This window comes from Methylobacterium sp. C1 (assembly GCF_001854385.1).
Lineage (GTDB): Bacteria > Pseudomonadota > Alphaproteobacteria > Rhizobiales > Beijerinckiaceae > Methylobacterium > Methylobacterium radiotolerans.
In genome coordinates this window covers 5,393,927-5,411,552 of record NZ_CP017640.1, presented here as the reverse complement: position 1 = coordinate 5,411,552, position 17,626 = coordinate 5,393,927, and the positions used below count along the sequence as shown (strand labels likewise).

General features: G+C 73.1%; 15 protein-coding genes. 9 read left to right on the top strand and 6 right to left on the bottom strand.

Going from position 1 to position 17,626, the window contains the following annotated elements; translation table 11 throughout:
* Positions 1-84 precede the first annotated feature (84 nt).
* Both BKE41_RS24960 and BKE41_RS24955 read left to right on the top strand, forming a co-directional pair.
* On the top strand, positions 85-327 hold the full coding sequence (locus BKE41_RS24960) for a hypothetical protein (RefSeq protein WP_053621873.1): 243 nt from the start codon (positions 85-87) through the stop codon (positions 325-327).
* A 227-nt stretch (positions 328-554) separates the two neighbouring features.
* Entirely contained in the window at positions 555-1,394 is an 840-nt protein-coding gene (locus BKE41_RS24955; protein WP_012321789.1) for an alpha/beta hydrolase, read from the top strand.
* A gap of 190 nt (positions 1,395-1,584) precedes the next feature.
* On the opposite strand, the gene BKE41_RS24950 is transcribed toward BKE41_RS24955, so the two are convergent.
* Positions 1,585-2,046 carry a GNAT family N-acetyltransferase gene (locus tag BKE41_RS24950; RefSeq protein WP_012321788.1) on the bottom strand — a complete coding sequence of 154 codons (462 nt, stop codon included), beginning with the start codon at positions 2,044-2,046 and terminating at the stop codon, positions 1,585-1,587.
* Positions 2,047-2,343: 297 nt separating this feature from the next.
* Here BKE41_RS24950 and BKE41_RS24945 point away from each other — a divergent pair, with 297 nt between their 5' ends.
* Both BKE41_RS24945 and BKE41_RS24940 read left to right on the top strand, forming a co-directional pair.
* Positions 2,344-3,732: an MFS transporter gene (locus tag BKE41_RS24945; protein WP_159392775.1), complete on the top strand. Its 1,389-nt coding sequence runs from the start codon at positions 2,344-2,346 to the stop codon at positions 3,730-3,732.
* Positions 3,733-3,860: 128 nt separating this feature from the next.
* Positions 3,861-4,820 (top strand): helix-turn-helix domain-containing protein, encoded by a 960-nt coding sequence (locus BKE41_RS24940; protein ID WP_024828525.1) that lies wholly within the window; start codon positions 3,861-3,863, stop codon positions 4,818-4,820.
* A gap of 10 nt (positions 4,821-4,830) precedes the next feature.
* On the opposite strand, the gene BKE41_RS24935 is transcribed toward BKE41_RS24940, so the two are convergent.
* Positions 4,831-6,975: a peptidase domain-containing ABC transporter gene (locus BKE41_RS24935; RefSeq protein WP_063110351.1), complete on the bottom strand. Its 2,145-nt coding sequence runs from the start codon at positions 6,973-6,975 to the stop codon at positions 4,831-4,833.
* The gene (locus BKE41_RS24930) at positions 6,972-8,288 is read right to left on the bottom strand and encodes an HlyD family efflux transporter periplasmic adaptor subunit (protein ID WP_041372407.1); all 1,317 of its coding nucleotides are present in this window, start codon (positions 8,286-8,288) and stop codon (positions 6,972-6,974) included. The genes BKE41_RS24935 and BKE41_RS24930 overlap by 4 nt, the downstream gene beginning before the upstream one ends.
* Before the next feature lie 552 nt (positions 8,289-8,840).
* Between BKE41_RS24930 and BKE41_RS24925 the strand changes: the two genes are divergently transcribed.
* The gene (locus BKE41_RS24925; protein WP_012321783.1) at positions 8,841-9,071 is read left to right on the top strand and encodes a hypothetical protein; all 231 of its coding nucleotides are present in this window, start codon (positions 8,841-8,843) and stop codon (positions 9,069-9,071) included.
* Between the two features lie 85 nt (positions 9,072-9,156).
* Positions 9,157-10,083, top strand: coding sequence for an AraC family transcriptional regulator (locus tag BKE41_RS24920; protein WP_029361430.1), 927 nt, complete (start codon positions 9,157-9,159; stop codon positions 10,081-10,083).
* A 165-nt stretch (positions 10,084-10,248) separates the two neighbouring features.
* Here the strand turns inward: BKE41_RS24920 and BKE41_RS24915 are convergent, their stop codons facing one another.
* Entirely contained in the window at positions 10,249-11,610 is a 1,362-nt protein-coding gene (locus BKE41_RS24915) for a Gfo/Idh/MocA family oxidoreductase (protein WP_029361429.1), read from the bottom strand.
* A gap of 177 nt (positions 11,611-11,787) precedes the next feature.
* The gene (locus BKE41_RS24910; RefSeq protein ID WP_024828530.1) at positions 11,788-12,720 is read right to left on the bottom strand and encodes a LysR substrate-binding domain-containing protein; all 933 of its coding nucleotides are present in this window, start codon (positions 12,718-12,720) and stop codon (positions 11,788-11,790) included.
* 129 nt (positions 12,721-12,849) lie between these two features.
* On the opposite strand from BKE41_RS24910, the gene BKE41_RS24905 reads away from it, so the two are divergent.
* Positions 12,850-13,713, top strand: coding sequence for a class II aldolase/adducin family protein (locus tag BKE41_RS24905; protein WP_012321779.1), 864 nt, complete (start codon positions 12,850-12,852; stop codon positions 13,711-13,713).
* Positions 13,714-13,747: 34 nt separating this feature from the next.
* Here the strand turns inward: BKE41_RS24905 and BKE41_RS24900 are convergent, their stop codons facing one another.
* Positions 13,748-14,344 carry a citrate/2-methylcitrate synthase gene (locus tag BKE41_RS24900; RefSeq protein ID WP_245295836.1) on the bottom strand — a complete coding sequence of 199 codons (597 nt, stop codon included), beginning with the start codon at positions 14,342-14,344 and terminating at the stop codon, positions 13,748-13,750.
* A 57-nt stretch (positions 14,345-14,401) separates the two neighbouring features.
* Here BKE41_RS24900 and BKE41_RS24895 point away from each other — a divergent pair, with 57 nt between their 5' ends.
* On the top strand, positions 14,402-15,850 hold the full coding sequence (locus BKE41_RS24895) for a CoA transferase (RefSeq protein ID WP_071000241.1): 1,449 nt from the start codon (positions 14,402-14,404) through the stop codon (positions 15,848-15,850).
* Between the two features lie 270 nt (positions 15,851-16,120).
* Entirely contained in the window at positions 16,121-17,584 is a 1,464-nt protein-coding gene (gene fumC / locus BKE41_RS24890) for a class II fumarate hydratase (RefSeq protein WP_085985321.1), read from the top strand.
* Positions 17,585-17,626 lie beyond the last annotated feature (42 nt).

Below are 17,626 nucleotides of genomic sequence, written 5' to 3'. Positions count from 1 at the left end.
ATACGCGGGACGGGGCGGCGCGCGGGCGCCTTCACCGAGGGTTCGCCCGTCGCGGCAACGCGCTCGGGCGGGAGGTATCGGGCCATGAAGGTTCTGTCGGGCTGCGTCACGCTTCTTCTCGTCTGCGCGGGGCCGGCCTCGGCGCAGACCGTCCTGGCCCCGTCCGGCGATTCGGCCGTGACCCAGCCCGGCGGGATGGCGGGTCGGGCCGCGCGACACAACATCCGGGAGGCCTATCGCAACGGCGACGTGGTCGGCCATCGGCACGCCCCGGTCACCCCCGCGCCGCGGCCGGACCAGCCCCGCCGCACGAACCCGCGCTTCTAGAAGCCCGATCCTCCGCGCCGGGGCCGGGCACCGCCTTCGGCGCTCGGGACCGCGCCGCACGGCGGACATCGCGTTTCCGCGTCCGCGCGGGCCGCGGTCTGAAATCGTCGTGTAATCCGGGCCGGTCACGGTCCGCGCGCATATCGACCGCGGATCGCGGTCGCGGCGGGTCGAGGAGGACCGGATCGCTCCGGCAGCCGGTCCCGCCCATGACGGACAGGCGCTCGATGCTTCGGATTGTGATCGTCCTGACACTTCTGCTGGCCGGCGCACCGGCCTGGGCCGGGGCGCGCTGGCAGGACTTGCCGCCGACCCCCGCGCCGGTCGCCGGCACGACCCCGGGCCGGGCCGCCATCAACGGCATCCGGCTGTATTACGCCACGATCGGCAGCGGTCCGCCGGTCGTCCTGCTGCACGGCGGCCTGTCGAACTCCGATTACTGGGGCCATCAGGTCGCCGCGCTCGCCGCCCGCCGCACGGTCATCCTCGTGGACAGCCGCGGGCACGGCCGCAGCACCCGGGACGATCGGCCGTTCGGCTACGACCTCATGACCGACGACGTGGTCGGCCTGCTCGACGTGCTGAAGATCCCGCGCGCCGACATCGTCGGGTGGAGCGACGGCGCGATCCTCGGTCTCGACATGGCGATGCGCCACCCCGACCGCGTCGGCAAGGTGTTCGCGTTCGGCGCCAACGCCGATCCGTCGGGCCTGATCGAGGGTGTGGAGAAGAACCCGACCTTCGCCGCCTTCATCGACCGGGCCGGCAAGGAGTACGAGGCCCTCTCGCCGACCCCGAAGGACTACGCCGCCTTCGTCGACGCCGTGGGCCGGATGTGGAGCGGGCAGCCGCGCTGGACCGAAGCCGATCTGAAGCGGATCCGCGCGCCGGTCCTCATCGCGGACGGCGACCACGACGAGGGGATCAAGCGCGCGCACACCGAGTACCTCGCCGCCACGATCCCCGGGGCGGGCCTGCTGATCCTGCCGAACGCCAGCCACTTCGCGTTCCTGCAGGATCCGGCGCTCTTCAATGCAGCGCTTCTCGCCTTCCTGGACGGGCCGTGACCGCCGTGGACAGCCGCTCACGCGCGTGACGTCCGCCGCGCGCGCAACACGGCGACAGCAACGCACGGGCAGATACCCCACCCCACAACCTGGATGGCCCGCCTCGACCCCGTCCGCCGCTGCGGCCGGTCGCACGGATCGCGGCCGCGCGACGCTCCGGGAACGGCGGCGCGATGTGGCCCCCGCTCGGTCAGGCGATCGCGAGATGGAGGAACTGGTTGAATTCACTCGGCAGGTAGGTCCCGAACGCGGGGCCGTTCACGAAGCCTCGACGCCGATAGAGTGCGAGCGCGGGCGCGAATGCGGGTCCGCATCCGGTCTCGAGGCTCAGGCGCCGCGCGCCGCGGGCGGCGGCGGCCGCGATGATGGTGTCGAGGATCGCCGCGCCGGCTCCCTGACGGAGGAAGTCCGGATGCGTCCGCATGGACTTCACCTCCGCCCAGCCGTCCGTCGCCATCCTGAGCGCCCCGACGCTCGCCACCCGCCCGCCCCGCCGCGCCGTCCAGACGGTCACGCCCGGTGCTCGCAGGCCTGACAGGTCGAGAGCGAACACGCTGCCCGGCGGCGAGGATGCGTGCATCCCGGCGAGATGGAGCGCCAGCAGCGCCCGTGTCTGACCATCGGACAGATCGTCCTGCGCGACCTCGAACATCGTGCCCCGACCATCCGCCCCGACATCCCCCGCGCAGGATGTCCTCCCGACCGACGATCAGCAAGGCGCGTGATGGCGGTGCCGGCCCGCGCGCCGAGGCTCCCGGCGGAGGGCTCGTCGGCGGATCCGCGCGATCCGCGGATCGCCGGACCGGGCCGCCCCGGCTTCCGCGCGACCCGCGACCGTGGCGCGCTCGGTGCATTTGTGAACGCCATCGCGTTCCCCGGTGCGGAACACGCCGCTATGGCGGTGCGTCACCGGGTGCGCGCACGCTCCGGTCGCAGAGGATCCACACGCTTGGTCGACGCCCGAATCCAGGCCGCGCGCCTCTCCGACCCCCTCGCGCCGGTGGACGGGTCGGTCGCGGCCGTCACGCGGCGGCTCGATTCCCTGCCGATCACGCGGCTCCACGCGGCGGCGCTCGCCGTCTGCACGCTGGGCCTGTTCACCGACATCGCCGAGGTCGCCCTGAGCAACGCCCTGGCGGCCATCTTCCTCGCGCCGCCCCACAGCATGCCGCGGGGCAGCCTCTCCCTGCTCCTCGCCTCCGTCTTCGCCGGCGGGGCCGTGGGCGCGCCCGTCTTCGGGATGCTGGGGGATCGCCTCGGCCGCGGGCGCGCGCTCCAGGCCTCCCTCGCGCTGATGGCCGCCGGATCGCTGGCCGCGGCCGCGAGCCAGGGGCTCACGGCGCTGACGATCGCCCGCACGGTCTCGGGCTTCGCGATCGGCGGGTTCCCGCCCCTGGTCGCCACCTACCTCGCCGAGGTGACGCCCGCGCGCCACCGCGGCGCGACGCTGCTGGTCTGCGCCGGCCTCGGGCTCCTCGGCGGCCTGGCCGCCATCGGCCTGGTCCAGATGCTCGCACCGGGCGCGCCGCTGGGGATCGAGCCGTGGCGCTGGGCGCTGATCCTCGGGGGCGCCCTGGCGGCGCTCGGCGGCCTCCTGTTCGCGCGGCTGCCGGAATCGCCGCGGTGGCTCGCCTCGGTGCGGCGCTCCGCCGAGCGACGCGCGCTGCGCGGTTCGAGCGGGCGGCCGGCCGGGTCCGGGTCGCCGCCCCCGCCGGCCCGGACCCGGCGCGGCCGGCCGGGCCGCGGGTTCCGCGGCCTGTTCGCCGGGCCGCGCCAGCTGCGCCGGACGGCGCTGTTCGTCGGGCTCTACACCCTCGCCCCCCTGGCGACGATCGCCTTCCCGCTGCTCAGCGCCGTCGTGATGGTGGAGAAGGGGTTCAAGATCGACCAATCCCTGGTCTTCGCTGCCCTGTCGATGCTCGGGCCGCCGCTGGGTACCCTGCTGACCGCGCTGGTGATCGACCGGCTCGAGCGGCGCGCCTGCCTGACGGCCCTGGCGGCGGCGATGGCGGCCCTCGGCACGGCCTTCGCCGCGAGCGGCACGTTCCTGACGCTGGTCCTCGTCGGCATCGCGTTCAACACCGCCGCGGCGACCTACGGCAGCATCCTCGCCGTCTACGCGACGGAGCTGCTCCCGACGCCGCTGCGGGCCTCGGCCATGACCTGCGCCTGGGCCGGCGGCCGGGTCGCCGCCGCGCTGGCGCCGATCATCCTCCTGCCGGTCCTCTCGGCCTACGGGCCGCACGCGATGTTCGCGGTGATCACGGTCGTCCTCGCGGCGAGCGCGGCCCTGCTCCTCTCCGGACCGCGCGGCCTGTCGGGGCGGGCCGTTGCGTAGGGAGCGCCAGAGGCGGCGCGGGCCTCCCGCAGGCGGGACCGGGGCGGATGGCGCCGGTTGCCGATCCGGCACGATTCACACGATAGGGTCGCGCAGGCGGCCGAAAGGGCGCGCCGGGAGTGCCGCACGTGTCTAGCCCGGAGCTCGTCCCGAGCCTCGTCGAGACGACCAGCCACGTCGACCCCAAACGGGCCTTCGAGTTCTGGCGCTGCACGGCCCTGGCCAGGTTCGGCGATATCGGCCGGCGGCACCCCCGGGAGCGGTTCTCGGCCAAGCGCCTGAGCGTGGCCTCGGCCGGCTGGTCGCTGACCCACACGGTGAGCAGCCCGGTCGAGCTGGAGTTCCGGTCCCGCCACGTCGACCGCAACGCCCGCGCCATGGTGGTGATCGGCCTCGGGCTCGACGGCGTCGGCTATCACGAGCAGCACGGACGGGGCGCCCAGCTGAACCCGGGCGACATCAGCTTCCTGACGCGGAACCGGCCCTTCGTGGCCGGCACCCAGAGCGCCTACGAAGAGATCCGCCTCGCCGTCCCGCGCGAGATGTTCGAGGCCTGGATCGGCGCCGCCGACGCCTTCGCGGGCCGCAGCCTCGGCCCGCACCCGGCCGGGGCGGAGGTCCGGGCTCGGCTGCGCGGCGTGGCCGGCTCGATCGCCTGGATGTCCGCGGACGAGGCGCAGGCGGCCGTCGAGGGCGTGCTCCATCTCCTCGGCCACCTCGTCGACGGCGCCGCCCGGCGCGGCGACCCGGAGGCGGTCTCGCAGGCGGCCGTCGTCTCCCTCGCCCGCGCCCATATCGCGCGGCGGATGCACGATCCCGACCTGAACCCGCAGGACATCCAGCGCGCGCTGGGCCTCTCCCGGACCAGCCTGTACCGCGCCTTCGCGGAGACCGGCGGCATCGCGGCGGCGATCCGCGACGCGCGCCTCGACCTCGCGCGCCGGCGCCTCGAGGCCCGCCGCGACGACAAGGTCCGGATCGCCTCGATCGCCTACGCGTGCGGCTTCACCGACGTGCCGACCTTCAACCGCGGCTTCCGCAAGCGCTTCGGCCTGGCCCCGGGCGACCTCCGGCCCACGCTCCCCTAGGCGCGGCGCGTCAGCCGGCGGCGGCGAGATCCGCCCGGCCCCGGACCTCGGCGGGGAAATCGAACACCGCGTCCGCGTGCGCGATCGTCGCCGGGCGATGGGCGACGATGACCCGCGTCATCCGCAGGTCCCGCAGGGCCCGGGCGATCACCGCCTCGGTGGCCTCGTCGAGATGGCTCGTGGCCTCGTCGAGGAACAGGATCTCGGGCCGCCGGTACAGGGCGCGCGCCAGCACGATGCGCTGCTTCTGGCCGCCCGACAGGGTCGAGCCCATGTCGCCGACGAGGCTCTCGAAGCCCATCGGCATGCGGCGGATGTCGTCCAGGATCGCCGCCCGAGCGGCGCACTCGGCGATCCAGCCCGCGTCCGGATGCTCGTCGAAGGCCGCGATGTTCTCGGCGATCGAGCCGGCGAACAGGCCGTCGCCCTGCATCACGCCGGCGATCCGGCGCCGGTAGGACCCGGCCGCGGTGCGGATGTCCTGGCCGTCGGCGGCGACGATCCCCTCGCTGGGCGGCGTCAGCCCCATCATCACCTTCATGAGCGAGGTCTTGCCGCATCCCGAGGGGCCGGTGATCGCGAAGCAGGCGCCGGCCCGGACCGACAGCGAGACCCCGCGGAAGATCCAGGGCTCGTCGGCGCCGTAGCGCAGCGCCAGGCCCGCGCCGGCGAGCGCGCCGGCCCCGATGGCGGCGACCGGGGGCGCCCCCGGCTGCGCGCCGGCGGCGAGATCCTGCTCCTCGGGCTCGCACAGCACGATGTCGGCGAGCCGGTCGGTCTGCACGTCGAGCATGCGCAGCTTGAACCACGCGTCGATCAGGCTGCCGATCCGGGTGGCGAACTGGTCGCGGTAGGCCAGGAACGCCACCAGCATGCCGAGCGACAGGGACCCGCCGATGACCGCGCGGGCGCCGAGCACCAGCAGGATCAGGCGGTCGAGGCCGAACAGGAACTCGTTCGCGCGGCCGAACACGAGGTCGAGGCGCTGCAGCCGCAGCCGGGCGTTCAGGGCCGTGACGAAGTGGTTCATCCAGGCGTTGCCGCGCCGCTCGCGCAGGTCGAGGAGCTTGACGCTCGCCATGCCGCGGACCGTCTCGATGAAGTGCGTCTGCTGGCGGGCCTCGGCCACGAGGGCCTCCTCGCTGCCCTCCCGGTAGGCGCCGTAGGCGAAGACCCGCAGGACCGCGTTGAGCGCCGTCGAGGCCAGGACCACGGCGACCAGCCAGCCGCCGTAGACCGTCAGCATCACCAGCATGCCGACCGCCATGAGCCCGTCGAGCATGGCCTGGACGAGGTCGGTCGTCAGGCCCTTCTGGATGGTGGCCAGGGAGCCGAACCGCGAGATCACGTCGCCGACGTGGCGCTTCTCGAAATAGTCGAGGGGCAGCCGCGACAGGTGGTCGAACAGGCCGGCCGACCACTGGTAGTTCAGCCGGGTCCCGGCCAGCATGATCGCCCAGGTGCGGGCGATGCTGAGGCCGAGCTGGAGCAGCAGCAGCAGCGCGAGGCCGATCGCCACCACGAGGAGCAGGTCGTGGTCGGCATTCACGATCACCTCGTCGATCACGACCTGCGAGGCGATGGGCATCAGGAGGGCGACGAGCTCGATCCCCAGCGACAGGGCCAGGACCTGGGCCAGGGCGGCGCGGATGCCGGCCATGTTGCGGAACAGGTCGCGCAGCCGCAGGCCCGGGGCGGCCCGCTCGCGCCGGAAGCCCGGGTTGGGCACCGCCTCCAGGGCGACCCCGGTGAATTCCCGCGACGCCTCCGCGAGGCTGACCCGGCGCCGGCCGCGGCCCGGATCGTTGATGACGAGGCCGCCGCGCTCGACCCGGGTCAGCACCACGAAGTGGTTGAGGCCCCAGTGCAGGATGCAGGGCAGCCGGAGCCGGGGCAGATCCGTGAGCTCGACCCGCAGGGCGCGGGCGGTCAGGCCCTGCGCGCCGCACAGGTCGATCAGGTTGCGCAGGGTCATGCCCTTGAGGGACAGGGGATGGCGCCGCCGCAGCGTCGCGAGGTCGATCTGGCGCCCGTGATAGGCCAGGACCATGGCGAGGCAGGCCATGCCGCACTCGGCGGCCTCGGCCTGGAGGACGACCGGCACCCGGCGGCGGAGCCCGAAATCCAGCCGGGCGGCGCGGGACGGCGCCGTCACGGCGCGGCCTTCCGGACCGGCAGGGCGTCGAGGCCGCCGCGCGTGACGAGGGCGAGGCTCTCCCGGACATGCGCCACGGGATCGAGCAGCCAGCGGTACAGCGACCGCTTCTCCAGGGCGATGTCGGCCTCGACCCGCATGCCCGCCTCGAGGCTGCGCCGCTCGCCGTAGGCCAGCACGGTGTCGGAATCGGGCCGGACCACGATGCGGTAGAGGTCGGTCCCCTCGCCCCGGGCGGCCGCGCGCCGCGCGAAATCGGGCGCGTCGTCGCTTCCCAGCGGCGCCCGCGTCACCTCGGTTACGACGCCGCGGTGCAGGCCGAAGCGCTGGAACGGGAAGGCGGCGTAGCGCAGCATCACCGGCGCGCCGGCCTCGGCGAAGCCGATGGCCGACGAATCCACGAACAGGTTGGCCTGGAGGCGCCCGGCGCTCGGCAGCAGGGTCAGCAGCGTCGCCCCGGCCGCCACGGTCTGGCCGACCTGCGCGCGGATCGACGTCAGGGTCCCGGCCTCCGGCGCCCGGACCTCGATGGCGCGGCGCGCCTCGCTCTCGGCCTTCTGCTGCGCCAGCTGGGCGGCGGTCCGGTCGAGGTCGGCGAGGTCGCGGGCCAGCCGGTCGTCGTAGGCGGCGAGCTGGGATCTCGTGTCGGCGAGCTTGCCGTCGATCTGGAGGCGGCTCTGCTGGAACTGGGCGAGCTGCGCGCTCGCCTGCATGTAGAGGTAGTTCTGGCTCTGGAAGTCGGCGGCGCGGGCGTAGCCGCGCGCCACGGCGTCGGCGAGCTCCTCGACCCGCGCCCGGAGCGGCGGAACCAGCTTGTCCTGCAGGTCGATCTGCTTGGCGAGCTGGGCCGACTGCTCGCTCAGATTCGCCACCTGCTCGCGCAGCGCCTGCCGCTCCGTGCCGGCGAGATCGGCCCGGGCGGCCCGCTGCCGCTCCACGCTCTGGCGCTGCCGCTCCAGCTCGGCGATCACGCGCTCCTGCGTGGGGCCGCTCGCCGACACGGCATCGAGGTCGATCGTGTACAGGAGCTGCCCGCGGGCGACCTTGTCGCCCTCGCGGACGCCGGTCGAGCCGACGCGCCCCGCCACCGGGCTGGCGAGGCTGATCAGCCCGATATCGGGCGCGAGCAGGCCGACGGCGTGGATGCGGCGCGTGTAGGTGCCCTGCCAGGCATAGAGGCCGAACGCCGCCACCATGACCACGCAGGCCAGGGCCACGATGCGGACCGGCAGAGGCTGGATGATCTGCGCCTCGCCCAGCCACGCGTTGCGTCGCGCCTCGATAACCTCAAGTCGAAAGAGCGGACTTGGCACCCGGAGAAAGCAACCTTCCTGAAAGAGACAGCCGTATTCGAGGACTATGCGCTCAGCATGCGCCGCCATACTCGGTCGCACCACGTGATCTGTGTGTCAACACTTGTTGCCACAACGAATTTTGAATACTTTCTCGTGCGTCAGAACGTCGCGGTCAGCCATAAATCTCAAACACAATCAGAGACTTACTCAGAAATCAGGCATCGCCGAGTTTGCGTCGCAAAATCGGGTCAATTTTTGCGATATCAGATGCTGCACCGCGAAGATCCCGCGGGAGGGGCCGCGCGGGAATCCGCCGTTCCGCAGCGCGCAGGCCGTCGAGTCCTGCGACGCCTGGAGCAGCGTCCGCGAATGGCAAGCCCTGTCAGTTTTTGCGCAGTCGCCGATATCGGTCGTCCGCGAACGGCATCGGCCGTTCCAGACCGATTGACACGAAGCACATCTCTGTAATCCTAAGGGCAGGCGCCGACGTCCAAGGCGCCTCGACGCTACGATCAGGCAATAGATCGAAGCAAATAACCTTCTTCCTGAATTCCAATCTGGAGAACGATCATGCAGGACAGCATCGATACCGTCCGCGAGCTGAGCGCTGCCGAGCTGGACCAGGTCGGCGGCGGCCTCGGGGTCGGCCTCACCGTCGGCCTCGGGGTCGACGCGAGCCAGGAGCTCGGTGCGGTCTCGGGGGTCGTGGGCCAGGTCGGCGGTCTAGTGAGCGGCCTGGTGGGCAGCGTGCTCGGCGCGGTCGGCGGTGTCGTCGGCGGCGTGACCGGATCCCTGCGCTGACGGTCTGACACCGGGAGGGCGGCCGCGGGGCCGCCCTCCTCCGTCGTGGGGAAGACCGCGACGATACCGGGATCGATGGGCCCGCATGGACGACACAGCCGAGAGTTCGGCCGAGAATTCGGCCGCGACCACCGACGGGACGTTCGCGTACGCCACGAGCGGCAGCACCGGGCATCTCTCCGGCCGTCCCGAGCTGACCTGCTACGCGCCGAGCGACCGCGGCCTCCCGGAGATCACCTTCATCGATTTCCGCTTCCCCGTCGGCGGGTGGAGCACGCACGCGGTCACCGGCCTCGAGGTCGCGGCCAGCACGCAGCCCGCCGGGGCGCACCACGCGGTCGATTACGAGATCGCGGCGCGGCTGAGCGAGCGCGAGGGCCTGCTGGTCCGGCGTCCGGGCCTGACCGGCACGACCCGGTGGGTGGGTCCGTATGCCGGCCGGGTCCTCTCCTTCTCGGCCGCGGCCGTCGAGCGGCTCGCCGAAGCGCCGGTCGGCAAGATCGCCTTCGCCGCGGACGGGCGCGATCTCCGCGCCTGCCGCAGCACCTGTCACATCCTCGACGCGCTGGCTTGCGCGCACCGGGACGACCCGTCGCCCGACCCGCTGCTCATCGAGAGTCTCCATCTGGCCGTCCTGCGCTCGGTCGTCGCCGCGCGCGCGCCGGGCCGGTCGGCGGCGCCCGACCTCTCGGCGTCGCAGGCCGGACGGGCCTGCGCGTATATCCGGGAGCACCTGGACCGGGAGATCACCGTCTCTGCCCTGGCCGGCATCGTCGGGCTCAGCGAGGGCTACTTCATCCGGGCCTTCCGCCAGACCACCGGGGTCACGCCCTACCAGTACATCATGCGCGAGCGCGTCGGCCGGGCCGAGGCCCTGATCCGCTCCGGCGCGGGATCGATGGCGGAGGTCGCCGCGCGATCGGGCTTCACGAGCGCCGGCGCCATGAGCCGCACGTTCCGGAAGCTCGTCGGGCGCTCGCCGACCGGGCGCACGGCGGGCCGGCGCGCCTGAGGCTCTGGAGCCGCTCACGATCGCTCAGGCAACGGTCTGGAACACGGGCATCTCCGGTTCGGACGGCCGCGCCACGAACCCCTCTCCCGCAAGGGGAGAGGGACCCGCGCCTCGTGCGGCGCGGGCTCGGCAATCGCGTCCGACTCATCGCGGTCGGGAACGGCTCTACCCGGCGGGCCGCCCCGTCGCCCCGCGGAACAGGTCCTCCATCTCGCGACGGACGCGGATCGCCTCCTGACCGGCGTCGTAGGCGACGTCGCTCCAGCGCACGGCCCGGCCCGCGGGCACGTCGGTCTTGAGGACCATGTTGTGGGCGAGCCCGATCGGCAGGGCGTCCTGCGCCAGGGACTCGGCCGCCGGCATCAGCTTGCCGTAGACGGTGAACCCGCCCTCGCCGTCGAGCCGCTCGCCGGCCCGCAGCGCGCGCTTGGCCGTGGCGGCGACGTCGCCGCGCCACTCGCCCGTCGCCCCCGTCGCCTCGCCGCGGACCGCGATGGAGGCGACCGAGATGCCGAGCTCGAGGCCGATCAGGTGATAGGGCTTGTAGGTCGCGGCGAACCGGCCGCTCGAATCGGTCTTGAGGCCGTACTGGGCGAAGCAGTCGCGCACGTAGGGGCTCGGCGCCTCGAACACCGCGTAGACGCCCCAGCGCAGGTCCCGGAAGACCGGCCGCCCGTCCCGCTCCACCGACGAGACCACCTCGACGGTGCCGCGCTCGGTGAGGAGGCCGCCGTCGGCCGCCGGCTTGAGGATGCCCGGCAGGTCGTCGACGCCGCAGGGCGGGAAGGCGAGGCCGTCGCGCGGCGGGGTGAGCCCGCAGGCGTTGGCCACGGCGGCCATCTCCAGCGCCGACTTGGTGCCGTCGAGGAAGGAGTTGAACATCTGCGGGTTGAAGTCGCCGCCAGCGACCTGGCTCTCGCTGAAGCCGTAATGGCCCCAGACCGTGTCGGGCGTGGAGGCGTGGTAGGCCGGGAGGTACTTGGTGCCCTTCCCGGCGCAGATCACCTCCAGCCCGATGGTGCGGGCCCAGTCGACCAGCTCGGCGATGAGCGCCGGCTGGTCGCCCGAGGCCATCGAGTAGATCACCCCGGCCTCGGCCGCCCGGCGCGCCAGCAGCGGCCCGGCCAGCACGTCGGCCTCGACGTTGACCATGACGATGTGCTTGGCCGCCGCGAAGGCCTGGAGCGCGTGGCGGATGCCGGCGGCCGGGCTACCGGTGGCGTCGATGACGATGTCCACGAACGGGCTCGCGATCATCGCGTCGGCATCCTCGGTCACGAGGGTCGTGCCGCCGCGCGCGGCCGCCTCCAGCGAGCGCGCGGCGAACCGGGCGTCGTCCCAGCCGACCCGGCGCAGCGCTTCGCGCGCCCGGTCCGGCGACAGGTCGGCCACCGCGACGAGGTGGATGCCGGGCGTGCGCGGCGCCTGCGACAGGTACATCGAGCCGAACTTGCCGGCGCCGATCAGGCCGACCCGGACAGGCCGGCCCTCGTCGGCGCGCCGCCGCAGCTTCGCGAAGAGGGACATGGGGCGTTCTCTCCCTGGGCGGGGCGGTCGGGACCGGGCCCCGCCGCGTTCGCCGCGTTGTTGGACAGGGACCTAGTGCGGTTCCCGAGGGCGTTGAGGGCCGCGGCCTGACAAGTCTGGCCGTCGGTACGGACGACGCGCGCCCTCGCCCGTGCCGGCGAGGGTCGGGGCGAGGGATCAGGTCTCTGCGCCTCGGGCCGCCCCCGCCCGGCTCTCCGCCTCCACGTCCAGGAGCCAGCGCCGGAAGGCCCGGATCTTCTCCAGGGCCCCGTCGCGCTCGCGGTAGCAGATGAAGTGGAGGTCGCGGGTCAGGCTCGCGGCCCGATCGCCGCCGAGGCGCACCAGCTGCCCGGCGGCGAGCTCGTCCCGGGCGAACCGCAGGGTCTCGAGCGCCACGCCGAGCCCCTGAGCGGCCGCCGAGATCACCAGCGAGCCCCGGTCGAAGGCCGCGCCCGCCGCCCCGGTCGGCATCGGCAGGCCGTTCCGGGCGAACCAGTCGGGCCAGCGGACGGGACTGAAGGACGAGTCGAGCCGCGCGAAGGGCCCGATCGGCCCGGCCGCGTCCGGCTGCGCGGCCCGGGCGACCGCCGGCGTGCACAGGGCGGCGATCTCCTCCGGTCCGAGGGACTCGACGGTCAGCCCGGGCCCGCGCGGCGGGCGGCCGTAGGCGATCAGGATGTCGATCTCCGCGTGCCGGCCGAGATCCACCGGGTCGGCGCTGGTCGACAGGTGGATGGCGATGCCGGGATGCGCCTCCACGAAGGCGGGGAGCCGCGGCCCGAGCCACTTCGCCGCGAAGCTCGGCGTGCAGTGGACGGCGAGCGCCGCGGCGAGGGCCGCGGGCGGCGGGCCGAGCTCCGCGCAGATCGCCTCGATCGCGTCGAAGGCGCCCGTCAGCCCCGCGAGCAGGCGCCCCCCGTCCGGCGTGAGCGTCGCCTGCCGGTTCGCCCGCCGGAACAGGGCGCGCCCGAACCACCGCTCCAGGGCGCGGATCTGGTGGCTCACCGCCGAGGGGGTGAGGTGCAGCTCCTCGCTCGCCCGCGCGAAGCTGCCGAGGCGCGCGGCCGCCTCGAAGGCCCGCAGGGCGGGGAAACTCGGGATCCGGCGCATCGGCGATCCGTGAATTGAATTCACGAAAAGCGTGAGAAATCGTCGTTTGTCAACGGAACGGGTGCGCAAGAGAGTGCCGGCGACTGCGCGCTCGGCCGCCGGACGGGCGCCCCGACGGGAGGATACGCCATGCTCGACGATCACGCCCACGACGCGGCCGTCGCCCTCGACCTGCCGAACGACGATGCCGGCCGCAGGCGGACCTCGATCTACCAGCCCGAGCAGGCCGGCCTGATCTTCCCGGAAATCCCGGACTTCGCCGACCACGCCGAGGAGCGCGCCTACCGCAAGCAGCACCTCGTCGCCGCCTGCCGCGCCTTCGCGCTGCACGGCTTCGACTACGGCTTCGCCGGCCACCTGACGATCCGCGACCCCGAGCGCCCGGAGCTGTACTGGACCAACCCGATGTGCGTGCACTTCTCGCAGGTGCGGATGTCGAACCTGATCCTGGCCGACCACAAGGGCCGGGTGGTCGAGGGGCGCCACGCCATCAACCGCGCGGGCTTCGTCCTCCACGCCGCCGTGCACGAGGAATACCCGGAGGTCATGGCGATGTGCCACGCGCACACGACCTACGGCACCGCGTGGTGCGCCACCGGCCGGCCGCTGGACATGATCAGCCAGGACGCGGCGGCCTTCTACAACAGCCACGCGGTGATCGGCGCCTCGGCGGGCGCCGTGGCGGTCGAGAAGGAGAGCGGCCTGTCGGTCGCCCAGCAGATCGGCCGCAACCGCGGCGTGCTGCACCAGAACCACGGCCTGCTGACCTGCTCGCAGCACAGCATCGACGACGCCGCCTTCTGGTTCATCGCCCTGGAGCGGGCCTGCCAGCAGCAGCTCCTGGTCGAGGCGTCCGGCATCAAGCCGCAGCTCCTCTCGGAGAAGACCGCCCGCTACAGCCGCGAGCACGTCGGCAGCGACTATATCGGCTGGCTGCACTTCCAGACGCTGTACAACCACATCGCCGAGACCCAGCCCGACATGTTCGCCTGAGACCAAGATCGACCCGAGCGGGCCGGCCCTCCCGCTAGGGGCCGGCGCGATCCGCCGGCCCTCGCCGCCCCTCGTACCGGGCCCGCGGCCGGATCAGGCTGCCCTGGCGGCCCTGCTCCATGGCGTGCGCCGCCCAGCCCAGGCTCCGGCCGAGCAGGAAGATCGTGAACGGCGCGCTCCGCGGCAGGCCCGCCGTCCGCACGAGCGCCGTCAGCGCCAGGAACGGCGTCGCGGCGGCGCCGGCCGGCACATCGAAGAGGGTCGGCTCCGGGCTGTCCCACAGCAGGTCCGCCGTCGCCTCCAGGCTCGCGTCGCGGGCGAAGGCCACGGCGTCGCGGCCGCGATAGATCAGGCTGCCCCGGTGGACGGTGCTGATCGCGGTGACGACCGACGGCTCGCCCCAGGCCATCGCCCCCGCGGCGATCGCCGCGCTGGCGCGGCTCCGGCCGCGCCGGTCGGCGAGCGCCGCGACGTCGGCGGCCCGGTACTGGCTGCGGCGCCCGCCCGGGGCGCGCCGCGCCTCGATCAGCCCGCGGCTGACATAGGCGTAGAGCGTCTGGGCCCGGATCCCGAGGGCGTCGAGGGCTTCGGCGCGGTCCAGCCAGTCCGTCATGTTGATCAGATGTATCAAGATTGATCGGTCCGTCGACGGCCGGCAGCGTGCGCGAACCACCCGAGGGCCGCGACCATGCGCGAACGACATGCCGACCACGACGCCCTGCCGCCGATCCTCACCGAGGCGCTGGCGGCCCTGGCGCTCCCGCCCGAGGCCGGGCACCGGCTGACGGTGACCGGCACCGGGAGCCTGCCCTCCTGCTTCCCGGTCACGGCGCTGGCGACGGCGTCGATCGCGGCCGCCGGCCTCGCCGTCTCCGAACTCCTCGGCCTGTCCGGACGTGCGCCCGCCGTCACGGTCGACCGGCACCTGGCCTCGGCGTGGTTCGGCACCTCGGTGCGGCCGCAGGGCTGGACGCTGCCGGCCGCCTGGGACCCGATCGCCGGCGACTACCGGACGGCGGACGGCTGGATCCGCCTGCACACCAACGCACCCCGTCACCGCGCGGCCGCCCTCGCGGTGCTCGACTGTCCGGGCGAGCGGGAGGCGGTCGCGTCGGCGGTCGCCCGGGCAGCGGCGGAAGGCCTCGAATCCGCCATCCTGCGCGCGGGGGGCTGCGCCGCGGCGATGCGCGGTCCCGACGAGTGGCCGAGGCTCGACCAGGGCCGGGCGGTCCGGGGCGAGCCGCTCGTCGCGGTCGCGGACCGGCCCGTCCGGCACCGCGCGCCCTGGCGCCCGGACCCGGACCGGCCCCTCGCGGGGATCCGGGTCCTCGACCTGACCCGCATCCTGGCGGGACCGGTGGCCACGCGCTTCCTGGCCGGCCTGGGCGCCGACGTCCTGCGGATCGACCCGCCCGGCTGGGACGAGCCGTCCCTGGCGCCCGACGTCACCCTGGGCAAGGTCTGCACGCGGCTCGACCTCCGGCAGGCCGCCGACCGCCGGCACTTCGAGACCCTGCTCGCCGAGGCCGACATCCTCGTGCACGGGTACCGCCCGGACGCCCTGGAGCGGCTCGGCTACGGCGCGGCGCGGCGGCGGACGCTCAACCCGGACCTGATCGACGTCGCGCTCTGCGCCTACGGCTGGGCCGGGCCCTGGGCCGGACGGCGCGGCTTCGACAGCCTCGTCCAGATGGCGGCGGGCATCGCGGCGGCCGGGCAGCGGTGGATGCGGGCCGAGCGGCCGGTGCCGCTGCCCGTCCAGGCGCTCGACCACGCCACCGGCTACCTGATGGCGGCGGCCTCCATCCGCGGCCTGATCGCCCGGCGGAGCGAGGGGCGCGCCGTCACCGCCCGGCTCTCCCTGGCCCGGACCGCGTGCCTGCTCACGGATCATCCCGGCAGCGCGCCGGGGCCCGCCTTCGGCGGATATCGCGACCGCGATTACGCCCCGCGGATGGAGCACACGGCGTGGGGACCGGCCCTGCGGCTGCACCCCCCGGTGCGGATCGGCGGCGCGCCTCTGCGCTGGGATCACCCGGCCGGCCCACTCGGCGCGACGGACGCGGCGCAAGTCCGGACGTTCGATAGCGCACGATTGTCCGGCTCGATCCGCCATCTCGGGGAGCAGAAGCGCTAGAAATTGACCAATCCTGGGAATGTTTTTGCAGCCGCCGCGCCGGCGAACGCTTGACACCGATCTATGTTATCTGGCAATCCGCATTCATGATTTGAAATCCGATCTGTAGCCGCTTTAAATATTGACTTTGATCTATCGACAAGCATCCAATTTTTATAAACACGATTCAGATCCGCAAAAAGCAGAGTAAATCACCACCGTTTACGTCAAAGCGCACCCGGTTCGCCGACCCCGTCTTGCACTGTGCCACACGGTTCGATGCCGAGAAGGATGACGATGAACGCGCCCGTCCCGGACCATCCCGTCCTGCGCGATGTCCCGATCGGCATCTCCGCCACGGGGATGCGGCGGGAGACGGATTCGATGGGCGGGATCGACGTTCCGGCGGACCGCTACTGGGGCGCGCAGACCCAGCGCTCGCTCCAGCATTTCTCGATCGGCAACGATCGCATGCCGAAGCGGGTCTACCACGCCTACGGCTACGTCAAGAAGGCCGCCGCCCTGGTCAACGCCGCCGCCGGGCGGCTGGAGGATTGGCGCGCGCAGGCCATCGTCCAGGCCGCCGACGAGGCCATCGCGGGGAAGCTCGACGCGAACTTCCCGCTCTACGTCTGGCAGACCGGTTCCGGCACCCAGTCCAACATGAACGTCAACGAGGTGCTGTCGAACCGCGCGATCCAGCTCCTCGGCGGTGAACTCGGCTCCAAGAGCCCGGTCCATCCGAACGACCACGTCAACATGGGCCAGTCGTCGAACGACACCTTCCCGACCGCGATGCACATCGCCACGGTGCTCGAACTCGACGAGGTCCTGCTCCCGCAGGCGCGGGCGCTGGCCGACGCGATCGACGCCAAGGCGCGGGCCTGGATGGACGTGGTCAAGACCGGAAGGACCCACCTCCAGGACGCGACGCCCCTCACGGTCGGCCAGGAATGGTCGGGCTACGTGGAGCAGATGCGCGACGCGCTGGCCCTGGTCGAGGCGTCGCGCGCCGGGCTGTACAAGCTCGCGGCCGGCGGCACCGCGGTCGGCACCGGCCTCAACGCCCCGGAGGGCTTCAGCGCCGAGATCGCCGCCAAGATCGCCGACCTCACCGGCAGGCCGTTCGTCACGGCGCCGAACAAGTTCGCCGCGCAGGGGTCGCTGGACGCCATGGTCGCCGCCATGGCGGCGGTGCGCGGGCTCGCCGTCGCGCTGATGAAGATCGCCAACGACATGCGCTGGCTCGCCTCGGGGCCGCGCTGCGGGCTCGGCGAGCTGCTGCTGCCGGCCAACGAGCCGGGCTCCTCGATCATGCCCGGCAAGGTCAACCCGACCCAGTGCGAGGCCATGGTGATGGTCTGCATCCAGGTGATCGGCGAGGACAACGCGGTCGCCTTCGCGGGGGCGCAGGGCAATTTCGAGCTGAACGCGATGCGCCCGATCATCATCAACAACACGCTGCACGCGATCCGCGTGCTGGGCGATGCCTGCGAGAAGTTCCGGACCTACTCGGTCGCGGGCACGGAGCTCAACCGGAAGCGGATCGACGAGACCGTGAACCAGTCCCTGATGCTGGTCACGGCCCTGTCGCCGGTGATCGGCTACGACCTCGCCTCGAAGATCGCCCACCGCGCCAACGACGAGGGCACGACGCTGCGCGCGGCCGCCCTGGCCGAGGGCGTTCCGGCCGAGCGCTTCGACGCGGTGTGCGATCCCAAGACCATGATCGGCCACGGGCTGGCCGGCGCCTGACCCGCCGGGACCGTCCGTCCTGCCCCCTCAGCTGAGCGAGAC

Coding starts and splice junctions, on each gene's coding strand:
- BKE41_RS24960 (WP_053621873.1), top strand. CDS start 85: ATGAAGGTTCTGTCGGGCTGCGTCACGCTTCTTCTCGTCTGCGCGGGG.
- BKE41_RS24955 (WP_012321789.1), top strand. CDS start 555: ATGCTTCGGATTGTGATCGTCCTGACACTTCTGCTGGCCGGCGCACCG.
- BKE41_RS24950 (WP_012321788.1), bottom strand. CDS start 2,046: ATGTTCGAGGTCGCGCAGGACGATCTGTCCGATGGTCAGACACGGGCG.
- BKE41_RS24925 (WP_012321783.1), top strand. CDS start 8,841: ATGCAGGACAGCATCGATACCGTCCGCGAGCTGAGCGCTGCCGAGCTG.
- BKE41_RS24920 (WP_029361430.1), top strand. CDS start 9,157: ATGGACGACACAGCCGAGAGTTCGGCCGAGAATTCGGCCGCGACCACC.
- BKE41_RS24915 (WP_029361429.1), bottom strand. CDS start 11,610: ATGTCCCTCTTCGCGAAGCTGCGGCGGCGCGCCGACGAGGGCCGGCCT.
- BKE41_RS24910 (WP_024828530.1), bottom strand. CDS start 12,720: ATGCGCCGGATCCCGAGTTTCCCCGCCCTGCGGGCCTTCGAGGCGGCC.
- BKE41_RS24905 (WP_012321779.1), top strand. CDS start 12,850: ATGCTCGACGATCACGCCCACGACGCGGCCGTCGCCCTCGACCTGCCG.
- BKE41_RS24895 (WP_071000241.1), top strand. CDS start 14,402: ATGCGCGAACGACATGCCGACCACGACGCCCTGCCGCCGATCCTCACC.
- fumC (WP_085985321.1), top strand. CDS start 16,121: ATGACGATGAACGCGCCCGTCCCGGACCATCCCGTCCTGCGCGATGTC.